We start from the raw sequence: 24,740 nt of genomic DNA, 5'->3' as shown, positions 1-24,740 counted from the left end.
AACTAAGCGCCGTGAGTTTGATAATCTAGCAAAAGGTCAAGGAGCTTTAGTATGAGTGATAAGATGGATTTCACCGTTAACTCTGAGCTAGCCGTGCGCCAAAGTAGCATCCCTGGTCTGCTCGACATCGGTCTAGTAGTTCACGGCGACAACCGCGGCTACTTCAAAGAAAACTATCAAGCCGCCAAGCTCAAAGAGCTCGGCCTACCGGCCGATTTCGAGCCGGTGCAAAATAACATATCCTTCAACGCCGAGCGAGGTGTCACCCGCGGCATTCACGCCGAGCCGTGGGATAAATTTATCTCCGTAGCCCAAGGCGAAGTCTTCGCCGCTATCGTCGACCTGCGAGCCGGCTCAGCTACATTTGGGGTAGTTGAAACCTTCCGGCTTGATGCCGGCCGAGCCATATTCGTACCGCGCGGCTGCGGCAACTCCTTCCAGACCTTAACGAACAACGTCACTTACACCTACCTGGTGAACGAGCACTGGAGTCCGGAGGCCAGCTACACTATGCTGAATCTAGCCGATCCGACAGTAGCGATAGAGTGGCCGATCAGCTTGGAGGAAGCCACTATCTCCGATAAAGACCAGGCGCACCCGCTCCTAGCTGACTTAACCCCGATGGAGGTCTAGATGAGTGAACTGATTACGGGTGCTAACGGCCAGCTGGGTCAGGCTTTACGCGAGATATATCCCGAAGCCGTAGCTATCGACCACGATGAGCTCGACATCAGTAATATTGAAGCGGTACGCCACTTCGACTTCTCCGAAATCGAGACCATCATCAATGCCGCCGCCTACACCAAGGTCGATGAGGCCGAGACACCCGAGGGAATGGTAGCCGCTTTTGCCGCCAACGCCCAAGGCGTCGCCAACCTCGCCGCTATCGCTCGCGAGCGGGAGCTGACATTAGTGCATATCTCAACCGACTATGTCTTTGACGGCACGAAAGACGCACCCTATGAGGAGACCGATCCCCTCAGCCCCATCAGCGTCTATGGTCGCAGTAAGGCGGCCGGTGACTTGGCGGCTCAGAGCGTAGCTAACCACTACATCGTCCGCACTTCCTGGGTAATCGGGGAGGGGAGCAACTTCGCCCGAACCATGCTGAGCCTAGCGGAAAAAGGTGTCGACCCCAGCGTGGTCGAGGATCAGATCGGTCGCCCCGGCTTTACCGTTGACCTAGCCCAAGCTATCGACCACTTGCTCAAAACGGCACCAGAGCCCGGAATCTACAACTGCTCGAACGGAGGCGATCCCGTCTCCTGGGCCGATTTTGCCCGCGAGATCTATCGCACTGCCGGCTACGATGCTGGGCGCATCAGCGACACTACGACCGATGAGTACTTTACTGGCAAGACCGGTATCGCACCGCGGCCAGCTAACAGTGTGCTGCTACTTGATAAACTAGAGGCTACTGGCTTCATCTGTCGCGACTGGCGCGAAGCGTTAGCCGAATACATAACGAAGGAGACGAGCAAATGATAAATCTATCGTACGTATATGAGCTAGCTAATTCGTTGAGGAGTTCGTAATGAAGGGAATTATTCTAGCTGGAGGCTCCGGCTCCCGTCTCTACCCGATTACTCAAGGCATCTCGAAACAGCTAATGCCGATTTACGATAAGCCGATGATCTACTACCCGCTTTCGACCCTGATGATGGCCGGTATCAAAGATATTCTCATCATCACCACTCCGGAAGATCAGAGCCAGTTCCAGCGCCTACTCGGCGATGGCTCTAAGTATGGTATTAGCCTAAGCTATGCCGTACAGCCTGCCCCGGAAGGCTTAGCTCAGGCTTTCATAATCGGCGAGGAGTTCATCGGTGAAGACAGCGTCGCTCTAGTCCTAGGAGATAACATCTTCTACGGCCATGGCTTCGGCGACAGCCTGAAGGAGGCCACCCGAGCTAACGGCGGCACCGTCTTCGCCTACCAAGTATCCGATCCGGAGCGTTACGGTGTGGTCGACTTTGACGATAAAGGCCAAGCCCTCTCAATCGAAGAAAAGCCAGAACACCCCAAGTCAAATTTCGCCGTCGTCGGCCTCTACTTCTACGACAACGACGTAGTAGAGATCGCTAAGAACGTACAGCCTAGCGATCGTGGCGAACTCGAGATCACCAGTGTCAACGCCGAATACCTTAAGCGCGGCAAGCTACAGGTACAGATCATGAACCGCGGCTCAGCCTGGCTCGACACCGGTACCTTTGAGTCTATGAACGATGCAGCTGAATACATCCGGGTGATCGAGAAGCGGACCGGACTAAAGATCGGCTCTCCCGAAGAAGTCGCCTGGCGTGAAGGTTTCATTACCGACGAACAGCTAGTTAAACTGGCCGAGCCGCTACAGAAGAGCGGCTACGGCAAATATCTGGCTAATCTCGTCTCCTAGCAGCGCCCAGCACTGGCGAAACACTACATTTAATGGTACAATTACACTTAAGTTTAAGCGGCTATAGCAAAAACTAAAATGATTTACCGAAAAAGACCAATTAAACGCTCTTCTACCTTTATAGCAGCACTAGTGCTGCTAGGTATGATCGGCGGCGGCGTTAATCAGCTAAACATCGCCCTAGCTTCTCCTGCCGCCTCTGCGCCCGTGAGCTTTAATGCCAAAACCGCTACAGAAGGCAGCGTGGTTATCCGTACCGATAATGTAGCCGCAATAGCAGCCGCGGCCAGCGAGCAGGCCCTAGACGTACTCAACGTCACTAATCTACCGGGGGATGAATCCCTAGTTACTATCGAGGGTAGTCCGGCTAATACTGGCGTGCAGCTAATGCAACTACGTTCGATGAACTCGATCAAAGCCAAACCACAGATCAATCACCGCTACAAGGTCACTGCTATACCGAACGATACAAACTACTCTGATCAGTGGAACCTCACTAAAATCGGTGCGTCGCAGGCCTGGGATATCTCCGAAGGCTCGTCTGATACAACTATCGCCGTCATAGACACGGGGGTGTTATTCGAACAGTCCTGGGAGGACTCACTCGACTGTCCTCCATCTGAGCCGTGTGCGCAACAGGATATGCCCAGTGCCGATAAGCAGTGGACAAATGCCGGAGAGATAGGCATGACCGCTCCAGAAGACCCTTGCTGGGATGAGATTGCCGGTGCAGAAGACAAGCGCTTCAACGAGTGTGACGATGATGATAACGGCTACATCGACGACTGGCGCGGCTGGGACTTCATGGCTGGCTGGCGAGGAGATAGCGCGGTCTGCCCCAACTTTAACGATCCTGATACCTATAACCATACGAGTGAGGACGGTTTTGTTGCAGAAGATAGTGACCCCCAGCCCTACTCCTGTGACGACCCAGCGAATCCCACCCTACTCAATATGAATCACTACAACGGTGGATGCGGGTTCGATGTGGGTGCCTGCTACATTACCCACGGCACCGCCGTAGCCTCTGTTGCAGCTGCTGCTACTAATAATAGTGAGTTAATCGCTGGTGTAGATCACTATGCAAAGATTATGAGCCTTCGCGTACTAGACGGATACGGCTTCGGCGACTCCCCGCGCATCACAGCAGCCGTAGAGTACGCCACGGCTATGGGCGCGGACGTCATCAACCTCAGCTTAGCCGTCTTCGATGATCAAGACCGCTGCACTTCGACAGACACCCTACTGGAGGCGGCGCTGCTAGAGGCTAAGGAAGCCGGTATAGTTGTGGTGGCCGCCGCTGGTAATAGCGGCACTAGTGGCGTCTGCTACCCGGCCAAATCGGCCCACACCATAGCTGTCGGAGCCACCAATAGCAGTGACCAGCGCGCCAGCTTCTCCAGCTACGGACCTGAGCTTGATGTGATGGCGCCAGGGGTCAACATTCCAGCCGCCATACCCCCGGCCAAAGCGAGCAATTATAACGATTACACGGCCACAGCTAGCGGAACCTCACTGGCCGCTCCGCATGTTACTGGCCTAGTAAGTCTTATGAAATCTATCGATAGTGGCGTATCGCATAACGAAGTTTTGAGCTCACTAAGAACACCGGCTATTAAAGTAGGAGGCATGAATAGCCAGAATCGTACAGATCAATATGGCTATGGACGTATCTACGCATACGGCACTGTAAAGTTTACAGAGCTGTCTCATCCTGATGGCACTATGGTCAAATCTCCCCACAACAAAACTGTATATTTGATCGATGATGGGGAGCGGAGACCAGTTAGCGCGCCAATTATATTGGACAGTCATAAACGCTCTCTCGCAGAGGTAAAGCCAGCTACGCCAGCCGACATGAATCTACCCCTTGCTCCCAATTGGAGTTTTCGAGAAGGAACACTCATCAAAGATTCTACTAAAACTATCTATTTGATCGATATAGAGTCTGGAACTCCGAGGACTCGTGCCTTCCAGAATTGGAGTGCTTTCATCGGTTTAGGTTATAACCTGGGTGAAGTCTACAATATTCAAGACAGACTAAGACCAAATTCAAGTGGACCACGCATTAAGGACAGTAGCATTCATATCGACGGTACGCTTATCAAGTCCCCTTTTAACAAAACTGTCTTCTACTTAGAAGATGGTCAGCGCCTGCCCTTGAGCGCACCAATTATTTTGTACAGTCACCTAAGAGATTTCACAGAAGTTAAACCCGCTACTCCTGGAGATATGCAGCTACCCGAGGGACCACTGTTAGGCTTTCGCGAAGGAGTAATCGTACAGGGCGGCTCAAGCAGCGTCTATATAATAGAGCGGCAAGGAAATGAAGTATACAAAAGACCATTTTCTTCTGCTTACATACGCAGGCTGCTTGGATACAAAGATTCAGAAATTATATCGACACAAGACAGACTGCTACCCCCATTAGATGGAAGCGCTATTGAGTAATTATCTAAATAGGCGATAAAGATCTAAGCCGACGCCAGAGTAATGGAATTCTGTTGAATTTATTATGTAAGTGGGAATATTGCCCATAATGATGAGAGGTAGCAGCGCCACGATAGCTACTGCCCTTAGGGTACGGCCAAATTTCAGCTTCTCCATGTAATGAAAGCCGAAGAAGTAAATAATTGGCAGGGCCGGAAATATATACCTGCCTTGCACTGCCATAAATCTACCGTTCCTGACATAACTACCGTAATTTACGTACATAAGTGATAACACATAAAAAGCAACTACGAAGAGAACGATCAGTTGAGGTTTATTTATCTTCTTTATTTCGACCTTTCTAATAACCGCTATGAGCATAAGTACAAATAATATAGACGTGGCAGCTATGAGGGGTCTGGATGGCTCAACTGAAGCATGTGAAAGAGTCCCGAAAGTGCGAGATCTCATAAGTTGCGCCCAGCCGTATACGAATTTACTAGTATCTGCTTCAAAATCGTTCGGCCTATTCGCCTTTAGCTCTATCGAGCGCCGAAATAACCCATGATCGAGACATTCATCATACGAATGGACGATTTCACACCGTGGTGATATGTCACCATAGGCTAATTGGTTACCCACAAAAAATCGTATAAACATTGAGAATAGCGCTATCAAGCCTACGGCTAACACGATATTCATAACTAATGCTTTATTGAAGCTTTTTAACCAATCTACAAATGTACTAATAACTGTCAATCGTAACATAACCACCAGTGCTACTGTCTCTGCTAGTACCACCGGCAAGAATGCTTCTTTAGTAAATGCGCCGAGCAAAATAACTATGCTCCACAGCATGAGATCAGCCGGCTTCTTCTCCTGCAAGAATCGTATTAATAATAGTATCGATGTAAAAACAAGTAGGATGAATAAATTATCATAGTTTATGGACCCAGCAAGAAACGTATACATCATACTATTCGCGAAAATGAATATACTCACATTTGCAGTAAAACTAGAAAACTTTAGTTTTTCTGCGATCTTCTGTAAGACCAGAAGGCTGCTGGCGGCAAGCAAGATATTAATTCCTCTCAAGATAAGAATCTTAGCCGATAATGATAGATTACCCAGTAGTGCCAAAGGAAAGCTTAAAAGATAGTGGTACATAAGATATGGCGTCCTTGTTAGTTCGCCAAGTGAGAATAAGCCCTCTTGGCTACTTATAAATGGTGAGAAGTTATTCTGCACAAATAGCTCTGCTACTTTGAAATGGTATTGCTCATCGGGCGGTATGCCATATTTAATGGTGAGTGCGTAAAATAGACTCTGCAAAAGAAACAGGATGAATGTTGCTTTAATAAACTTTTTCGATGAAACAATTTCCGCAACCTGGAGAGTCCTTGCTGTGAATATCTCTCGAAACAGTGCTACACCGTTCCTGTTCATGCGATGTGTCCTTCTCTAATCTTTTGTTTGAGTTTGGGCGCCCTTAGTATTAAATAAAGCACAAATAAAACAACGTAGTTAACGCCCCGATCTATTACCGCCAACTGCAGTACCTGTGCATTGGTGATGCCCAGTAAGTCACTAGTGAATATGTATATCCCCTCCTTTATTCCGATTGAACCTGGAGTGATGCTTACTAATAGTGTGACTGTTGAAAGTGTTGAATATAAAAATAGTGGCGCGATAGACAGATCTATCCCCAAAGCCCAAAATTCAACTAGTGAAGTAAAAAATGCTAGCATTATACCCCCTAGAGTTAGCCAGCTTAGCCGTATAAAAAGCTTTGCATTGTGCCGTATCAGGTCCCAGCCATCTAATACTCGATCAAGAGTTGTAGTCAACCCAGCTAAGGGTTTAACATTCTGGGGAATAAGTTTTAGAAACTTCTTATTCGGTGCTAATGCCAGAAAAACGGTAAACGTGAGCAGAGAGCCAAACAATAAGTATAAAATCGGCATATACTCTCCAGTTTGAGTTTGAATATGCCACAAACTCAGTAAACCAATTAATGAAGCAACGGAAAAACTAATAATATAAAACCCGGACAGGGTAGCTATGAAATCAGTGTATGCAAACTTGTATTTCTTCTTTAAGTACATCGCTCGGATTCCAGCACCACCCAATAGGGGGCCGAAATAATTTCCTATAGTTGTTAAGAGCGACATATAAAATGAGTCCCAGAACGGTAATTTCTTTCCGTATGCGCCGACTGTTGCAATGTTGTATAGGGAGCTATTGAGGATCTTTCCCACCTTTAGTAACGATATAAGCACTAGAGCTAGGGCTGAGACCGAAGCTAATTCATAAAACACTTCTCGATTATTAATGAAATAATAAAAGAATATAGCTATGAAGAATACTGTACTTACTAATCCGAAACGCTTTTTCAAGCTACGCACCTATAAGCCTTTTCAGCTCTTTCACATATCTCTCACTTGATCGTCCATCTGCCGTATCCCCATACACCACTTCATTTGCTTCACTCATAATGGCTTTATACTTTTCCCTAAAAACATCCGGCCTTTCGAGGTACTCTTCCAACGAAGAGAGTAGTGTCTGATAGCTAGCGACTATTTCTCCGAAACGATATTTTGGCTTTACCGTAAAACCATCTTTGAACGGTGATGGTACATCAAGAAAAATAGTTGGTCGTCGTAAAGGCAAATAATCAAATACAATTGAAGACCAATCGCTAATTAATACATCCGATATAGCAAGGAAGTCTTCAGCCACCGGGTATCTTGCATAAGGCATTATCTTTATATTTTCATACTGAGCAATGTCAATATTGTCTCCTGAATTGAGGTGTGCCCTGAAGATAATGAGAGTATTGCTCTTGGACGCTACGTCATTTAATCCATTAAAAAAATCGCTTATCTCTAAATCGAAAGGAATAATACTGCGCCCTGCATCATCCTGCCTCCAAGTAGGTGCCAGTAGTACAACTTTTTTAAACGTAGTCGGGATTCCATACTTTTCTCTTACGGAATCGAGATTATATTCATCGTTAACAAGGGGATCTATTCGAGCATAGCCAGTAACTTTTACTATATTATCATTCAATTTAAAGTCGTTTACATAAGCCTTCCTCAGGGTGGGCGACGAAGTCCATATTCCAGCATAATTTTGATAAGCTACAAAATTACTTGGCGTGTACCCTTTATACGGTATTCCATGCCATACATCCACGAATTTCATGCTGGTCCAACGATAATAAATGTATATGGAATGGTAACCGTGATCCGTCATCATAACATCTGCCTGAGATACATGAAACATATGAAGAGGGTTGTGATTTAGCATCACATCAACCCCCTGCTTCTTTAGCTGTTTATAGTAAACTGGATCCATCGTAAGGTAGACCACTCGAAACTCGGGATCGGTCATGCTACTTACATAATCATAGAAAGCCTTAAGATTACCGTTTAGTTTATGACCATAAAGCACAACTAGTGGCTTTTCTCTGAATGATTTAAATATACGGGCTGGCAACGTGACAACTACCGCTATCGCCCCTCCTACCAGGTATAACCAGTGTAAAGGATTCTTTTTATCAAATTTCATACATTAATCTATTTTTTACGCTTCTTTATTCTAGCTTCTGCGGCTAGTGAATTCTCTTCTTCCTTTTCTGCCTGCTCAAGCAGCTTGTGACTATTCTTAAGCACGTCCGTGATAATTGTTGAAGAAGTACCGATTGTGTAGGGGAAATATATTACCTCGACACCAACCTTTTCGAACTTGTCTTCATACTCTAACCACTCTTTGCTGCCAAACCAATCATTGCCGACGAATATCTTGTCGAACTTCAACAGTTCCCACGCCTTATACTTATCGAGTTCGTATTGTCCGACTACTGTATCTACATACTCAATACTCTGCACAATCTCTAGCCGTTCTCGAAATGGAATTATAGCCGTCTTCCCTTTATACTTAACCAGCTCATCGGCAGTTACTCCTACGATCAAATGGTCGCACATTGATTTAGCATTTCTTAGAATATTCAAATGACCAATGTGGAAAAGATCAAATACGCCCGCTGTATATCCAATAGTCTTTTTGCCTATGTCCTCATTCATACTTACTCCAATGTAAATTCCTTCTTTTACTTTATCATCGATGACTAAAGTATAAAAAATCGCTCTTTTTTTAATTGCTATGGTGAACTTTATACTCTAACAGCTTCTCAATTCCTTTATCTAGTGGCGTGAGGTCTCGTCCAAGAAGCTTACTCATCTCACTTATGTCAGGCTGTCGCCGTGTCATGTCTCCCTCTTTTAAGGGCGGGAGATGCACAATCTTCGACTTTGAACCAATCAGCGAAATTATCTTTTCTGCCAAGCTAAGTATAGAAGTCTCCTGGTCGTTACCTATATTAATGACCCTATCGACCGTACTCTCGTCTGTAATTGCATTCGTAGTTGCCTCAATATTGTCATCCACATAGCAAAAAGTACGAGACTGCATCCCATCTCCATAGATAGTTATATCACTTCCAGCTAAGGCAGCATCTATAAATTTAGACATCACAAAATCTGCACTCTGCCCTGGGCCGTATGTATTAAAAAACCTAAATATCGTATAGTCTAAGCCGAATTCTTGTTTATATGAGCGCAGGAATGCTTCTCCGACATTTTTAACAATGGCATACGGTAGACGTGAGTTAAGCGGAGTTCTCTCCTCATGCTGTGGCATTTCAACTGGCTCACCATAAACCTCTGATGAAGAAGCGAAGAAAACTCTCTTTACTCCTGTATTCTTAGAAAGATCGAGAATATTTTTAATCCCATCTATGTCTCTTAGCACGGAGACGGGATTATCTAAAGTGCGACGCACCCCAACCACTGCGGCGTCTTCTGCTCCAGAAAGCTTCTTTGCTATGTTGCTTCCAATGAACCCTGCACCCCCAGTAACTAAGAATGTTTTCATGTACTCCTCTTTCTTTGAACTCTCCACAGTGTAGCAATAGCTGAATACTGCAGCAATTTAATTATTACCTCCGGGCTTTTGCGGCAAGCCCTTTTATAACACCAGCGACAAAAGCACCTACCACAAGAGGCAGTCCGACGATAACCACCAGGATATCCCTCAGTCTTGTAGCTATAAGTACCGCTACAACTATAGTAGATATAGAGAACCCTATGATTACCCCTATAAATAATTGGGGGAGCGCCACTAGTGCAGCAGTAAAAATAGGCAGTAATACTGCTAAGAGCCAAATATGTTTATAATAGCGTGTCCCTTTCTGGAAGTAATAGTCAACGAATCTTGGACCCCTTCCGTAAAGATGCCTGAGCTCCTCACTTACTTCAGTTCTGGGGCGATAATATACCTTCGCCTCGCTAGACTTATACAATTTTTTGCCTTGCGACAGTATATATTTAAATAGCTTAGTGTCTTCGTTTACTGATTTTAGGTTTTTCCCCTTGATTGCCGCACAGGCTTCCAAGAACATTTTCTTGCTAACCCAAAAACCTGTAGTACCCTTTGGGGATTTCTCAAAATTTTGGTCCGTTATATAGTAAGAATCAAACTTTTCACCCCATCCACCACTATAAATTTTACGGCGTAAGAGATACAGCACCCGACTAATCAATGTCGGAGACTCAGACTCTATAGCATTCGATATAATACAACTTTCGCCTGACTCAACCACCGCATTGAGATAGTTAGCGTCTAGCAAGCTTCTATCATCAACAAGAAGTAGCTGAGGATTCTTAGCAATTTGTGCCCCTTTTAATCTTGCTACATACCTGCCTTGATTCTTTTCAAACTGAAAAATGGTAAATGGTATTCCTCTTCCTACAAAATCATCGTTCTTAGTTTCTACCTTCTGCCTTAGTGTTTTATTCGGTCCGTCAATGACCACTACTACTTCAAATTCGTAGTCTCCTGCATTTTGATCTAGTAAACTTTGAAGGCAATCATCAATATGATCTTCACCGGTGTATGTTGCTAATACAATGGATACTTTATTTGCCATAGCCCATACCCTTAAGATGGTTAGCTATGATTTCAGACGGTGATTCGTACTCTACCAGCTTCTTTCTTTCATAATCTTTATAATTATCAATGAAACTATTTATAATCTTGTCATCCAACTTTGATATCACGGCAGTCACACCTAAGCCCTCCTGTCTCTCGGTTTCGTTTCTAAATATCAATGTCGGTTTTCCCATGTGGTACAGCTCTTCTTGGTTTCCGCCTCCATCAGTTATAACAAACTCGCTGTGTTTAACAGTCTTTATGAAGTCGAGATACTCAAGTCTAGGCAGTAGTTTAATTTTCTTTGAGTTACTAATGTTCTGCATTAGATTAAATTTTTTAAGTTGCTCCTCTGTAGCTGGGTGTTGCACAAACAAGACAATAAATGAATCTGAGACAAATTTAATCTTTTCAAGGATATCTGAAAACCTATTCTGATTAAATATGTTCTCATACCTATGGATACTAGCAACTACATACTTGCTATTTGGAAGCACCGCTTCGGATCTGTCACAGTTTTTCAGCCCAAACATTAAAGTGTCTAGTTGTGTATTTTGATGCGTATTTATTTTTACACCCTTATACTTAGTGAGATTTTCTACCGCCCAATCCCCTGGACAGGCATAGTAATTAGCCAAACGAAATGTAATAAGTCGATTTATCTCTTCGGGAAAGGGTTTGAAAATATTGAAACTACGCAACCCAGCCTCAACGTGCATAACTTGACAACCGTATAATCTACCTAGCAACGCCCCCCACCATGTCGTTAATGTATCGCCATGCGTAAGTACAATATGTTTTTTACCGGTATACCCAGCAAAAATCTTTTTTCCTTTACTAAGTTGAAGAAGTATTCGCAGAAACCAATACCATACTTTCCCCATGGTTTTCGCTTCGCTGTCCCAATCAAAGATTGTGTAGTCTGCTAGCGGAAGTTGGAAGGTTTCGAGTGACTGAGCAATAGTCTCTTTGTGTTGAGCGGTATATATCCAACGCCACTCCAGTCCCTGTTTCTCACACTCCAACATTATCGGAGCCATTTTAAATAACTGTGCCCTGGTACCTATTACAAAATGAATCATCTATTCATTTTCTTCAGAAGTCATTAACTCTATAGTTTTAACTTTTTCCAGTATTTTTTCCTGGTTATTATTCAATCTTTGCAGCATGTCAGCAACTAGTCCGAGTCCAAGCATAAATAGTCCCACTGTTACAAAATAAATACCTATGAACCCTACAGATTTATATGGTGTCAATTTCCCTTCTTGGAGCCAATGAACGCCGAGAAATGTTAATAGTATTATTCCCGCTAGTGCACTTACAAAGCTGAGCAGTCCGAAGAAACGCAAAGGCGCAAAGTCCCTATAGGCTCTCAATATATTTAAACCACTGCCAAACAAGAATTGTGTAAAATTAGTAACGACTCGAGATTTTCGATCCGGGTAGTACTTTACACCTAGCGGAATAGTGGCAATATTCATTCTTTTCATAGCTAACACCTGGAAAGACTCTTGGGTGTAAGTGTACTTTCCATTTAGATTTATGCCCAGCAGGGCCCGCCGATTATACGCCCTGAATCCGCAGGTAACATCATTGAACTTCTCTTTAGTAAGTATACTTACGACTCGAGCGCCTAGTCTGTTTGCCCAATATTTACTAGCTGGCATATTCTCTGGTCTTCTTTTTTTCCCAGTTTCAGAATCGGTGAACCTATCAGCAGCAACAAAATCGTAACCATCCTTCAGTATCGGCTCTATTAGCCGCGGAATATCGCGTGGGTCAAACTGAAGATCCCCGTCGATGTTGACCATTACGTCGGCTTTTGCGTGCAAAGCTATATCTACCGCCTCTTGAAATCGGTAAGCCAAACGTTTTTGATAACGACCATCAATCACCTTGGCGCCATGTCGTTCGGCTACATCAACCGTCCCATCAGTACTGCCATCACTTAGTACCCATTTTTCAATTGTGTGAATACCCGGGATGGTTTCTGGTACTAAATCAAGCACCTTGCCAATGGTTTTAGCTTCATTTTTGCAGATTGAAAAAACAATTAATTTCAACTCGTTATCACTCTTTATTCTTTACCTGTACAGTGTATCATAGGAGAAAAATGTGCTCTATAAACTGAAAATCTATATTTGCAATTTGTATTATGAGTGAGACAACCATTACACCCATGTTCCTGCTTCATCTTTTTGCTACAACATCTATTCTGATTGCGCTCTTTTACTCGTATGGGCTGTTAGCCAAGCGGCATATCGCCCCTCAGCTTCAAAGTATCGCAGGGGGATTTGTACTATTTTTAGCAGTTAATGAGCTACTCGCACTCCCGTTTATATTAAATCATTTAGCCTTCTATGCCTTCTATGCCGTTTTTCTTGCTTTAAATACCGTCGTATTGATATATGGATTGGTAATTTTTATTAAAAAAATAAGAGACGGAGAAATTGCGTTTAAAAAACCGTCGCTTATGGCCATATTTGCCATCATCTCTCTGCTTGTCTCGATTGGATTAGCTCAATTCTATGTAAAGTATGACGCCGATGATGCGTTTTATGTTAGCCTAACGGAGCAAAGCATAGGTACCGATCAACTGTACCTGTATGATCCATCAACCGGAAATGCTGAATTCCCCATATCGAAGGCATACATATTCCAGTCATGGGAGCTTCTCCAGGCATCTATGGCTCACAGCTTTCAACTAACTGCAGTCGAGTTTGCCCATAGTCTTATTCCGATGCTCATCATGATTCTCGTCTTTTCTGCCCATAAGTATATCTATAAAGATCTTTTACGCTCTGACGAGTACACTTATCTTGCGCTGCTGCTTCTGTTTATATTCCTATTATTTAGTGGATTCTCAATATACTCACAAGGATCTTTCCTTATGACTCGTTCGTGGCAAGGCAAAGCAATCCTAGCTGCGCTTATTCTCCCAATGTTACTGAATTCCCTCCTGGCTACATATAATCGACCCGATAATAAAGAGGCGTACATTTCTATCGGCGTCCTATTAATTGCCGGCATGGCATTAAACCCTGCCATTATCTTTCTTGGGGCAACGCCTATAGGGGTGTTTGGCGCCCTAACTGTAATTAAGTACCGTAACTTTAGTTCTGCTTTAAAGCTATCTGCAACACTCTTGCCAGTCATAATTATGGGTGTTGCTGCAAAACTTATGGTTAGTAGTGGCGTTGGTGGTTCGTTAGACCCCAAGATACTTCCCGACGGTCGTACATACGGAAATTATCTACAACGTTTCATCGGTGGTACCCGCTACTTGTACGTAGTACTACTTGGAGCCTGTTTATCTTTAAAGAAAAAGATAGATATGCGCATAGTTACCCTTGTGATAATCTTTCCTGCCGCACTTTTCGCAACCATATTGAACCCACTACTATTTGAACCCCTATACACGTACATAACCACCAACACCTACTGGCGTCTATTTTGGATTATACCCATAACTATCATGGTCCCAATTGCCGGGGTGCATATATATAGTTTTATTAATGAGGCCTTTGCAAGGATTCTTCCGAAAGCAGTGGATCTAACGAGAATCGGGGTTATTGTAGCTGTCTCGCTTGTGTACATAGGGGCTGGTACTTTTATCTATAGCCACCCAGACAGTACATTTGATAATTCTCGGCACAAGGCTCCTGTCGGTGTTAGTGAAGTGGCAAACGAACTTACTGAGCAACCCCAAGGTGTCATCTTGGCTGCATCGAGCCCTGCAGTTTACCTACATAATTTCACATCAAAGCATCAGCTACTGGTATCACGAAAATTTTATATTCCATCCTATCATCCAGCAGGGACTACCGAGTATAACGAACTTCGGCTTATGTTTAACATAATAAATAACACCGATACGCATAGCATCTCACAAGATAGATTTATGCAACTTCTTAAAAAATATAAAGTAGATTATATGATCTCTCCGCAGAGGAATACCTACATAAAAAGCTTTGCGACGGAGTTTTCTCTCGATACGATTTTTAAGTCAGAATATTATTCAGTATATGAACTTAACTAGCAGCCATCGATAGGAGTTATTTGCTTGTTTTTTAATGGTTTTTATGCTTATATTGATACATAAAGAAAGTGCTATAAAATAAAAACTCCCAGGTAAATTATGAAGATGAACAAAAGACTCACTATATCAATTATCGCAGTAGCCATTCTCACCCTGGGTGTGGGGTATGCTGTAATGCAGTCTGATACCTCTAAGATAAATTCCGATACTGCACAAGATTCTAACTCTAGTACATCCGACTATAGCGATAGCAATGACCGTGTTGACGAAGATCAAGTTCCGGAAGATCGAAATAATGACGCGAAGAATGTCCAACCAGATGGAGATAAAAGAGTTGAACCAGAGGAACAACCGCCAGAGAATCCACCCATCGAGAAACCGCATATTACTCGCTACGAGCAATCGGGTGATGCTATTCGGGTATCTGCCATATTCAATACAATATCAAGTGGTACATGTAGGCTCACTCTGGAGAAAGCAGGCCATGAAAGTATAGTGCGTAGTGCTGAAGTCGTCGTCGGACCTAATTATTATGCCTGTGATGGTTTCAGAATTCCTATTGCTGAATTACCCGCCATGGGAGAATGGAAAGTCTCTGTCGCCCATCTACAGGGTAACCAATCTGTCTCATCTGATACTTATAAGGTAACGGTGAAGTAGTATGAGAATAATACGCATACTATCTCTAGCGGTACTCATTCTTGGAATATCGCTCATAGCTGCGGCTCCAAAAGTACAAGCCGCCACTTTCGATCCAGGCCGTATTATCGATGACACCGTCTTTACGAATAAAAACGCTATGTCGGAAAGCCAAATACAAGCCTTTCTAGAAGCGAAAGGATCGACGTGCCTTAAAGACTTTAGAACCCTAGCATTATATGACGACAATAATGATGGCTATGGAGATGAACCGTATGGAAGGGGCAATGATAATAATAAGGTACTCGCTTCTAAGCTTATTTATCAAGCGGCACAAATATACGATATAAATCCTCAGGTAATACTTGCGACATTAGAGAAAGAACAGAGATTAATCACCCGCAACGACTGCCCTTCCTGGCGCTACAATACAGCTCTTGGGTACGGCTGTCCCGACACCGAGCCTTGCAGTGTGTCCGCTTATGGATTCACGCGACAAATCGATTACGGCGTTTGGCACTTCAGAGGATTCTATGACGATAACCTAACCTACGTGCCATACTCTCCAGGGGTACGTAAAGTATATTTCCACCCTGGCCCATGTAGAGTACCCGCATCTGGGGGCGGATGTGATGAATACTATGGCCAGTATAAGAATAATCCGGATATCAACTACTGTGGCAGCACTAATGTGAATATAAAGAACCGTGCCACTGCATCTTTATATTCATACACGCCATATCAGCCCAACCAGGCTTCATTAGACGCTTTCCCTGGGACCGGAGACAGATGTAGTTCCTATGGCAATCGTAACTTCTGGTTCTTTTTTACGAACTGGTTTGGCAGTACCTCTGGACCGTTCTACACATTAGAATCACAAACTCTGCCTGATGGCGAAATCGCCTACGGAGAGGTTGTCTCGGTGCAATTTAAAATTAAGAATAACTCATCTCTGACTTGGTATTCAGATGGCAACCTACCTCAAGGCCAGCGTGCTTTCCGGCTTATGACTACGGGTTACAAGAATACTGTATTTGCCAATACTTCAGATCCAGCCTGGATGGGAACACAGAATCAAGTAAAGATGGTCGAGGCGTCGGTTGCGCCTGGCCAAATAGCGACATTCAACTTTACCTTAAAAGCCCCGCAGCAATCTCTTTCGCACACTATAGATATGGTCCTAGTCCACAATGGTGTCAGGGTCTACACCGATACAGTAATGTCCGTTGCGGTTAAATCTATCCCAGACTATGCTTATGAAACTGTATCTATTGAAGCGCCGCGGGGGATTTTACCGGGCGACGGAAACTTTATAACTGTTAAACTTAAGAATACCGGGGTAGAAACGTGGCACTCAGACGATAACCGCCCACCGGGAGTGCGTCCGATACGACTCGCTGCGAGTGGGTATCGAAACAGTCCTTTTGCTTACCCTCGCACATCTTCCGCTTGGCTTGGTACAAGAAATCAGATAAAACTGCAGGAACCCAAAGTAGCACCGGGAGAAGTGGGAACATTCAGAGCTACTATTTTTGCGCCGTACCAAGAGATCAAAGAACATGAACATAACTTTAGGTTAGTGCTCGACGGAGAAAAATTTATCCCCGGATTGAATATACCCGTTACTATAAGTGTTCCACCTATCATTCCGAGATATTCAATCGTAAGCACCTCAGGAGTTCCCTCTACTCTTTCTACAGGTGAGCAGGCTACCTTTTCTGTTACGGTCCGGAATGAGGGTAATATGATTTGGCGCAATGCACGCCGTAAAGTCCCGAGTGATGACCCAGCTCAAGGACCCTTAAGAGATGTACGTATGCTTACCTGGGATCCAGGCTATCGTAACTCTGCATTTGCGAGCTCTACCTGGGAGTGGCTCGGTTCAAAGAACCAGATAAGTGCTGCCACAAAAATTGCAGGACCAGGCAAAAATGCTACCTATGATATTACTTTTACGGCTCCGAATACGCCCGGTCAGTACGTAGAGAGATTTAACCTGGTCTTAGATGGACTAGTAGTATTCCCCAACCAGGGCCTGTCCTTCCCTATTACCGTGACTCCTTAGTCTGTATAATGGACGGAGAATAAGTCCATACCTTAGGAGAGCTTTCCCTTGGCAAAACTCAAAATTCTAATTCTGTGTCATGATGTTATCGGCGAAAAAATGGCCGGCCCGGGCATACGATACCAGAATATCGCTAAAGTACTCGAAAATGATTTCAGTGTAACGCTCGGAGTGTTTTCAAAACACGGTGCAGACAACCACGAAAATATAACGGCCATTAACCCCGATAGCAATGACTACCGAGAACACTTTGATGACGCCGACGTAGTATTTGCCCAATGGCTAAGCGACTCTATGCTTGATTATGCCAAGGCGAGGGGAGTCATTGTAATCTTTGATCTCTACGCTCCTGTGCCTGTCGAGTATTTAGCAAACTTAGCATTTGCTAAATCTGAACCTTCTCCACTACAAATCAGTAACTACGAATCGGTAATAGAAATGTATAGACGCTACTTAAGCACTGGGCAGCTGTTTGTGTGCTCCAATGAGCGACAACGAGATTTCTGGACCGGGTACACTGCTGCGATGAATCTGCTTGATGTAGGCACATTCAAAAAAAAATCGCGACAAGACAACTTTATTATCGGCCCCATGGGAATAGACCCCAACATCCCCAAATCATCTAAACTTATGCTGCGCAAGAAGTTGGGCTTAAAGAAATCAGATTTCGTACTGCTCTGGACTGGAGGCATCTGGGACTGGTTTGATGCACAGATAATCATCCGAGCGATGAGCAAGTTATCTGATAACAGTATCAAGCTTGTCTTCTTGGGGACAAAGCATCCTAATCCCATTTATAAAGAAGAAATGAATGAGAGTACACTTGCAAGAAAACTTGCATCAGAATTAGGTCTTACCGATAAAACTGTCTTCTTTCTTGATGGGTGGATTCCCTACGAAGAGAGAGGTAACTACTTGCTCGATGCAGATGTCGCTATCTACTCTGACAAAGAATCGCCCGAAACTAGATTAGCTCATAGAACCAGAGTCTTGGATCATTTTTGGTCACTTCTTCCAACCATCTGTCCGCGCGGCGATTTTCTCTCTGAAAAGATTGAGCAAAAAGAGCTTGGTATAGTGGTAGACGAACGCTCAGAAGAAGCATTCGTCCAGGCAATTATTAAACTGCATTCAGATACGGCTTTTTATACTAAAATTGTTAATAATATCAAACAGGAAAGGCAACATTTTACTTGGGAGAGTACCTTGAGCCAGTTAGTTGACCACTTAAAGACTATGAACGTACCCTCGTTAAGGAAGCAGATTATCAAAGACTCTGTAGCTTCCCCGAGGAATACCCTTCCTCTTCTACAGCGAATAAAACGTGCGGCTAGAATTATACTTCTTGGGAGATAAAGGCATGAACGATAAATTACCACTAGTTAGCATTGTAATTGTAAACTGGAACGGGCTTGAGGACACCAAACAGTGCCTTAAATCTATTGGCGAATTACATTACGAGAACATTGAGATAATTGTGGTCGATAACGGATCAGTTGATGGGTCGAAGGAATACCTAAGTGCCCTAGACGATATTATCTACATTGATTTGCCCACCAATACTGGATTTACTGGTGGCCACATTGCAGGAAAAGAGGTTGCAAAAGGTGATTTTATTATTCTCGTCAATAATGATCTGGTCATGGATCCGGAGTGGATCAATCACGCCCTAGATAGTTTTAATTCCCATCCTGATGCTGCTGTAGTTGGCGGAAAACAGTACATGTGGAATGATGAAAATCCGGCACAAGATGCAACCAATGACTACTTTGCCTTTCAGGAGGTAGACCAATCTACCGGAAATACTTACACTTCTCTCGTAGGAGAAGAGGAACGATCAGTAGATGCCATCTCTGGTGCCTGCATGATGGTAAAAACTGAATCCCTTAAAAAAGTCGGCTATTTAGATGATGATTTTTTCACCTACTATGAAGAAACCGACCTTACCGCGCGCCTCTTAAGAGCTGGTTACCGCACCTACTATAATCCAAGGGCCGTAGCTTGGCACAAGGTTGCAGCAAGCACCACGCGAGTCAACAAAAAAAATTCATATTACCTCTACATGATGCATCGAAACAGGTACATGTATGCTATCAAGAACTTTGATAATAAATTTGTGCGCGAGTTCCGGCGCAACTATTTCAAGGAGGTTACCAGATCACTCCTTAGGCCACTGAAATCAAGCATCCAAGTTCGTATCCGAGCTTATGTCTGGAACAAGCTACACATGAAGCAACACCTGTATAAACGACAGAAGATTATGCCCCTTGGTGAAACTTATAACAATCATCTCAACGAATACGAACCCCGTGATGCTACATTCATAATCCCATGCTATAACTACGGAAACTACGTTCAAGAGGCTATTGATTCTGCCCTTCGACAAACTATTCCGCCCAAGAAAGTTCTGATTATTAATGATGGCTCAACAGACAATAGTCGAGCGGTAATTGACACATATAAGGACAACCCATTAGTGGAGATTATTCATCAGCAGAATAAGGGTGTAGTGGCCACTAAAAATCTTGGTATAGAAAAAACTTCTACATACTGGACTATATTCTTAGATGCTGATGATAAAATCGAGAATGATTATGTCGAGAAATTGATAAACACAGCCCACTCTGGTGGGTATGCTATCGTCTATACCGACATGAAAGTTTTTGGGGCGACTAATGACGTCATTAAGGCTCGACCCTTTAATATTCGTTCGATGCTACAAAGAAGCTATGTGCACAATAGCTCACTAATTAAGACCTCTTACCTTAAGCAGATAGGAGGATATAAAGAAGAGATGAGAGATGGAGTTGAAGACTGGGAGCTATATCTTACTCTCTACGAAGCGGGAGCGAAGTTCGGATACCACGACGAGCCCATCTTCAGCTATCGATATCATGACTCGTCTATGAGCCGTAACACTCAAGTAGCCAAACGAGAAATGGAATTTTACAGACGAATCGCTGGGCTGCATCCTGAATTATTTGGAATTCGAGCACAACTCCAGAGAAGACTATCGCGAATCTGGTACCTCACAACCTTGCTCGTTAAGAATCCCTTGATTGCAGTTGCTATTGCTCGAAGCGCCCCCCGTGCTTTGCGCGCTGCCCTTGAAGCGATCAAGAGCGGCGTTAGAGACTACCAAAATAATAATAAATCTTCATAATAGGCGTAGATCATGAGTAAAAGCACAAATAAGCCCCCCCAGGTCGGAAAAGTTAATATTTCCTACCTTTCCAGCGATATTGATGAACGCTATTCTGATGGCAAGATCGAAGAAGACCTCCTTGAGCTTTTCAAAGGACCTGGCGTCCAAGCTAAACGAGAAGAAATATTAGATAAGAACCCCTCTTGGGAGCAATACTACCACCTCTCCCCCTTGCGAGGCAGCATCGTTGACTGGTATGACTTTAGGCCTGAATCCTCAGTGCTTGAGATTGGTGCTGGATGTGGCGCTATTACAGAGTCATTAGTAAAAAAACCTATCCAGGTTACAGCACTTGAGCTAACACTGCGTCGCACCCTTGTGAACGCATATCGGAACCAGAACGCGGACAATCTAGAACTACTGGTAGGAAACTTAGAGCGTATGGATAGTAAAGACCAGTATGACTATATAGTCTGTGTAGGGGTGTTAGAGTATGCAGGCACTTTCATCGACCATTCTTCGCCTTATAACGAATTCCTGCGACTGCTCGCGGAAAAACTCAAACCCAGCGGCAGGCTACTTCTCGCTATCGAAAATCGACTTGGTCTTAAATACTGGGCTGGAGCACGTGAAGACCATACAGGGAACTTCTTTGACGGCTTGAATCAGTATCCTACCGAAAAGAAGGTCCAAACCTTTGGTAGGCTTGAACTAGAGAGTCTATTCGCCGCCTCTAGCTTTAAAAAAGCTCAGTTCTTTTATCCATTCCCCGACTATAAGCATGCTCGTTTAATATATAGTGACGGATATCATCCAGGCAACGGTGCTGAGTTTCCGCTTAATCAGCTCCCGACTCCTACATATGACCAATCTCGGGTAGTACTCTTCTCAGAAGCTCTCGCTATGATCGCCCTTGAGGATAATAATCTGTTCCCTCAGTTTTCTAACTCATTTTTAGTTGAGGCAACAGTATGAGTGCACAGCGACAGCTCCTTTATTATGTAAGCCAGTCTGGGCGACAGCCAAAATTCGCGATTACAACCTCCATCTACCAAGACGACGATAGTAGGCATGTAGCCAAGCAGAGTATGGGTGGAGAGTCTCTAGATCACCTACACGCTATGCTGGCTTCCTATGGGCAGCTCAACGTGTTGATCGATAAGATACCCGGACTAGACATCGTCATCCCCTCTAAGCTAGACAGTGGCGTCGAATTTCCATTTATAAAAGGTGTCAATATAGAACGGAAGCTCTTACGGAGTATGCTTGGCGGCGATGAAGGGGTGGTTAAGTCTATAATTAATAAACTCCTGTCGATCGTGGACTCGCTCCCTACAACTATCTGTAATCCTGTGAATAACCCCGAATACAAAAAAGTATTTGGCAAAAATTTTAACCGCGAAGTAGAGTGCGTAATCCCGGGTATAGCAGACCTCAACCTGGATAACTTTATCGAATCGGCTCAGGGAGAATGGACCTTGATAGATTATGAGTGGGTTTTCAACTTTCCATTGCCAAAACAGTATATAACGAGTCGCTTCTTTGCCTACTTCTTTCTACTTAAATACCAGGATATTCTCAGATATCATGCAGACACAGTTCACCAGCTTGAAGTCGTAAGGGGCTATGGGGTTCCCCAGTATATTATCGATAGTTATGAGAATTATTTTGAGCATATCCCAGAAGCTATGAATGCCGAGTCAGCATTTCAGAAGTATGTTCAAAAGAGTCATCACTCAGAAGATGACGTTAATTACGAGTACATCCACCCAACGGAGAGAGATACCGTCCCAAGGCCAGCACAGCTAGTACCCGAGTTCATTCGCTCGAGAGAAGAAATATCAAGATTAAGCAACAAGCTCATAGAGTTAGAACGGAATCACCGTGAAACACATGACAAGCTAGAGCGAGTCGAACTGTCTGGGCCTTATAAAGTAGCTAAAAAGCTATCGCAAGTTAAGCACTTAGTATCGCGGCTGATCAAAGGCTAGGCCTACTTATCTCAACCGAGACATTAGGGTGATAAAGCCACGCATTTTTCTCATTTCTGACTACTTTAAAACTAGCTGCTTTTTGCAACCGGCTGTAGTCATCTTCTCTATCCTCCTTCTTAAAAGCACACTCGACGGAATACTCTCCATTAGGAAAAATATTCTGAATATGGAATGTGATTGAGATTTCGTCCCCTTTCTTCAGATTAGGAACCGGGACGTCGTTCCATTTGGTATTAGTCCAGAACTGTGGCTTTGCTGTGTCATCATTATTAACCACTATTCCAGCTAAGGTTCGCTCTTCTATATCTGCGTTTACAGCAATTTTCAACTCAACATTAATATCTTGACCAGCGCTGTATGTTTTGCGCTGCTTGCCAAGTTGGTCAGTGAGGACAACCTCTTTAATTTCGGCTTGTTTCGTACCAGTTGCTACCGGTTTAGACCCCTGAGATGCCTCGTCTTCGAGTTTCTTTCTATTGCTTTCGAAATAATTTGCGGCGATTTCCTGAGGGTCATCAATCGCTATTAATTTCCCTTCTTCAAGTAAGATTGCCTTATCGCAAAACCGCTTAACCGCCTCCATATCATGCGACACGAACACTACAGTAGTATCAGAAGATTTTAATGAGTCAAAATAGCTAAAACACTTTCTCTGGAAATTAGCGTCTCCTACGGCTAGTACTTCATCTATTAGTAAGATGTCGCTTTTGACGCGGATTGCAATTGAAAACGCTAGTCGCACCTGCATGCCAGATGAATAGTTCTTAAGTTTTTGATCCATGAAATGCTCAAGTTCCGCAAACTCAACAATATCGTCATACATCTCATTCATTTGTTGAGTACTGAAACCAAGTAGAGCACCGTTAAGGTAGACATTATCCTTCCCTGACAGTTCATGATTAAAGCCCACTCCTAGCTCAATAAAAGGGACCAATTTTCCACCTACATATATGGACCCCTCACTTGGCGCGTAGACCCCGGCGAGACACTTGAGTAGTGTGCTTTTGCCTGATCCATTCCTGCCAACAATCCCGACAAACTCACCCTTGTCTATTGAGAAGTTTATGTCAGAAAGCGCATATTGAACTTCTTTACTGTTTCGTGTAATTGGATGTGTAACGTAATCCTTCAGCTTTGTTTTTTTGTGATGCGGTAGTACAAAGCTTTTTGAAAGTTCTTTTACACTGATGATTTGATTAGGTGTTATCATCTATACATTCTCAGCAAAGTTAATCGATTCTTTCTTGAAGAACAAGGTTGAAACTACGACCATTACAACAATGATAATAAAAGGCACCACCCAAAACACGCTAAAAATATCGTACACAGTAGTGGTGCCAGAATGGGTAAGAACAGCACGTGAGTCTTGAACAATCTGCGCTAAGGGATTCAACATAATAAACTTTCTTGCTAGTTCATTCGGTATCATCGACAGTGGGTACAATAGGGGGACCAGGTAGAACATACCTTGCAACATAACTTCCCATATATAACTTATGTCCCGAAACCGTACGAATGCTGCGGACAGAAAAAAACTTACTGCAGTTGTTATGATTAACAGCTCTGCAAGTAGCAGTGGGAAGAGCAATGAGCTCCAGGTTAGTGATATGCCAGAAATAAGAATAAATGCCATCACAACTCCGATATTAAGTATCAGGTTTATTCCAGCGATAGCGACCGAAGCCAAAACTATGGTATAACGCGGTATCTTTATTTTTCTAATGAGATCACCTTTTTCCACTATAGAAGAGAGGCTATTAATTGTAGCTTCGCTAAAGAATGTCCAGAGAACGATTCCAAGTAACAGAGAAACGGCAAAATTGGGCACCTCTTCACCAAATCGTAAAAACTGAGTAAATACCAAGTACAGTATCCCAAACATGAACATTGGTTTTAATAGTGACCACAAATACCCAAGAACCGATCCCTGATATCGCAATTTAAAGTTAGTTCTTATCATTTCTTTCAGTAGGTATCGGTTTTCTGCTCGAAATATGTTACTTAAACTCACCATAGGGGCAATTATAGATCATCAGGTATAA

At 43.8% G+C, this 24,740-nt stretch carries 21 protein-coding genes; 11 read left to right on the top strand and 10 right to left on the bottom strand.

Annotated elements, in window-relative coordinates; genetic code table 11:
• Nucleotides 1-51: 51 nt before the first annotated feature.
• From rfbC to WD467_02210, 4 genes are all read left to right on the top strand, one after another.
• Nucleotides 52-633: a dTDP-4-dehydrorhamnose 3,5-epimerase gene (gene rfbC / locus WD467_02225; GenBank protein MEX2452705.1), complete on the top strand. Its 582-nt coding sequence runs from the start codon at nt 52-54 to the stop codon at nt 631-633.
• Nucleotides 634-1,485, top strand: a complete 852-nt coding sequence (gene rfbD / locus WD467_02220) for a dTDP-4-dehydrorhamnose reductase (GenBank protein MEX2452704.1) — start codon at nt 634-636, stop codon at nt 1,483-1,485.
• Between the two features lie 49 nt (nt 1,486-1,534).
• Nucleotides 1,535-2,395 carry a glucose-1-phosphate thymidylyltransferase RfbA gene (gene rfbA, locus WD467_02215; GenBank protein MEX2452703.1) on the top strand — a complete coding sequence of 287 codons (861 nt, stop codon included), beginning with the start codon at nt 1,535-1,537 and terminating at the stop codon, nt 2,393-2,395.
• Nucleotides 2,396-2,473: 78 nt separating this feature from the next.
• Nucleotides 2,474-4,846 (top strand): S8 family serine peptidase, encoded by a 2,373-nt coding sequence (locus tag WD467_02210; protein MEX2452702.1) that lies wholly within the window; start codon nt 2,474-2,476, stop codon nt 4,844-4,846.
• Here the strand turns inward: WD467_02210 and WD467_02205 are convergent, their stop codons facing one another.
• The 8 genes from WD467_02205 to WD467_02170 form a co-directional block, all read right to left on the bottom strand.
• The gene (locus tag WD467_02205) at nt 4,847-6,271 is read right to left on the bottom strand and encodes a DUF2142 domain-containing protein (GenBank protein ID MEX2452701.1); all 1,425 of its coding nucleotides are present in this window, start codon (nt 6,269-6,271) and stop codon (nt 4,847-4,849) included.
• Nucleotides 6,268-7,221: a lysylphosphatidylglycerol synthase transmembrane domain-containing protein gene (locus tag WD467_02200; GenBank protein MEX2452700.1), complete on the bottom strand. Its 954-nt coding sequence runs from the start codon at nt 7,219-7,221 to the stop codon at nt 6,268-6,270. Before WD467_02200 ends, WD467_02205 begins: the two co-directional genes overlap by 4 nt.
• A 1-nt stretch (nt 7,222) precedes the next feature.
• Nucleotides 7,223-8,395 carry a CDP-glycerol glycerophosphotransferase family protein gene (locus tag WD467_02195; GenBank protein ID MEX2452699.1) on the bottom strand — a complete coding sequence of 391 codons (1,173 nt, stop codon included), beginning with the start codon at nt 8,393-8,395 and terminating at the stop codon, nt 7,223-7,225.
• 8 nt (nt 8,396-8,403) lie between these two features.
• Nucleotides 8,404-8,910, bottom strand: a complete 507-nt coding sequence (locus WD467_02190; GenBank protein MEX2452698.1) for an adenylyltransferase/cytidyltransferase family protein — start codon at nt 8,908-8,910, stop codon at nt 8,404-8,406.
• A 70-nt stretch (nt 8,911-8,980) separates the two neighbouring features.
• The gene (locus WD467_02185; GenBank protein MEX2452697.1) at nt 8,981-9,787 is read right to left on the bottom strand and encodes an NAD-dependent epimerase/dehydratase family protein; all 807 of its coding nucleotides are present in this window, start codon (nt 9,785-9,787) and stop codon (nt 8,981-8,983) included.
• A gap of 37 nt (nt 9,788-9,824) precedes the next feature.
• Nucleotides 9,825-10,814 carry a glycosyltransferase gene (locus WD467_02180; GenBank protein ID MEX2452696.1) on the bottom strand — a complete coding sequence of 330 codons (990 nt, stop codon included), beginning with the start codon at nt 10,812-10,814 and terminating at the stop codon, nt 9,825-9,827.
• The gene (locus tag WD467_02175) at nt 10,804-11,844 is read right to left on the bottom strand and encodes a UDP-N-acetylglucosamine 2-epimerase (protein ID MEX2452695.1); all 1,041 of its coding nucleotides are present in this window, start codon (nt 11,842-11,844) and stop codon (nt 10,804-10,806) included. Before WD467_02175 ends, WD467_02180 begins: the two co-directional genes overlap by 11 nt.
• Before the next feature lie 54 nt (nt 11,845-11,898).
• On the bottom strand, nt 11,899-12,879 hold the full coding sequence (locus tag WD467_02170; GenBank protein ID MEX2452694.1) for a glycosyltransferase: 981 nt from the start codon (nt 12,877-12,879) through the stop codon (nt 11,899-11,901).
• Between the two features lie 92 nt (nt 12,880-12,971).
• Here WD467_02170 and WD467_02165 point away from each other — a divergent pair, with 92 nt between their 5' ends.
• The 7 genes from WD467_02165 to WD467_02135 all read left to right on the top strand — a co-directional run bounded on the left by WD467_02165 (nt 12,972) and on the right by WD467_02135 (nt 22,695).
• Nucleotides 12,972-14,855: a DUF6077 domain-containing protein gene (locus WD467_02165; GenBank protein MEX2452693.1), complete on the top strand. Its 1,884-nt coding sequence runs from the start codon at nt 12,972-12,974 to the stop codon at nt 14,853-14,855.
• Nucleotides 14,856-14,960: 105 nt separating this feature from the next.
• Nucleotides 14,961-15,515: a hypothetical protein gene (locus tag WD467_02160; protein MEX2452692.1), complete on the top strand. Its 555-nt coding sequence runs from the start codon at nt 14,961-14,963 to the stop codon at nt 15,513-15,515.
• A 1-nt stretch (nt 15,516) separates the two neighbouring features.
• Entirely contained in the window at nt 15,517-17,559 is a 2,043-nt protein-coding gene (locus WD467_02155) for a hypothetical protein (protein ID MEX2452691.1), read from the top strand.
• A gap of 48 nt (nt 17,560-17,607) precedes the next feature.
• Entirely contained in the window at nt 17,608-18,915 is a 1,308-nt protein-coding gene (locus tag WD467_02150) for a glycosyltransferase (GenBank protein ID MEX2452690.1), read from the top strand.
• Between the two features lie 4 nt (nt 18,916-18,919).
• The gene (locus WD467_02145) at nt 18,920-20,722 is read left to right on the top strand and encodes a glycosyltransferase (protein MEX2452689.1); all 1,803 of its coding nucleotides are present in this window, start codon (nt 18,920-18,922) and stop codon (nt 20,720-20,722) included.
• 12 nt (nt 20,723-20,734) lie between these two features.
• Nucleotides 20,735-21,679 carry a class I SAM-dependent methyltransferase gene (locus WD467_02140; GenBank protein MEX2452688.1) on the top strand — a complete coding sequence of 315 codons (945 nt, stop codon included), beginning with the start codon at nt 20,735-20,737 and terminating at the stop codon, nt 21,677-21,679.
• Nucleotides 21,676-22,695 (top strand): hypothetical protein, encoded by a 1,020-nt coding sequence (locus tag WD467_02135; GenBank protein ID MEX2452687.1) that lies wholly within the window; start codon nt 21,676-21,678, stop codon nt 22,693-22,695. Before WD467_02140 ends, WD467_02135 begins: the two co-directional genes overlap by 4 nt.
• Here the strand turns inward: WD467_02135 and WD467_02130 are convergent.
• Entirely contained in the window at nt 22,685-23,908 is a 1,224-nt protein-coding gene (locus WD467_02130; protein MEX2452686.1) for an ABC transporter ATP-binding protein, read from the bottom strand. The genes WD467_02135 and WD467_02130 overlap by 11 nt on opposite strands.
• Nucleotides 23,909-24,712, bottom strand: coding sequence for an ABC transporter permease (locus WD467_02125; GenBank protein ID MEX2452685.1), 804 nt, complete (start codon nt 24,710-24,712; stop codon nt 23,909-23,911).
• Nucleotides 24,713-24,740: the final 28 nt, after the last annotated feature.

The sequence above is a fragment of the Candidatus Saccharimonadales bacterium genome (genome assembly GCA_040903985.1).
Classification (GTDB): Bacteria; Patescibacteriota; Saccharimonadia; order QS-5-54-17; family QS-5-54-17; genus JBBDUI01.
This window is presented reverse-complemented; position numbering and strand designations above follow the sequence as displayed.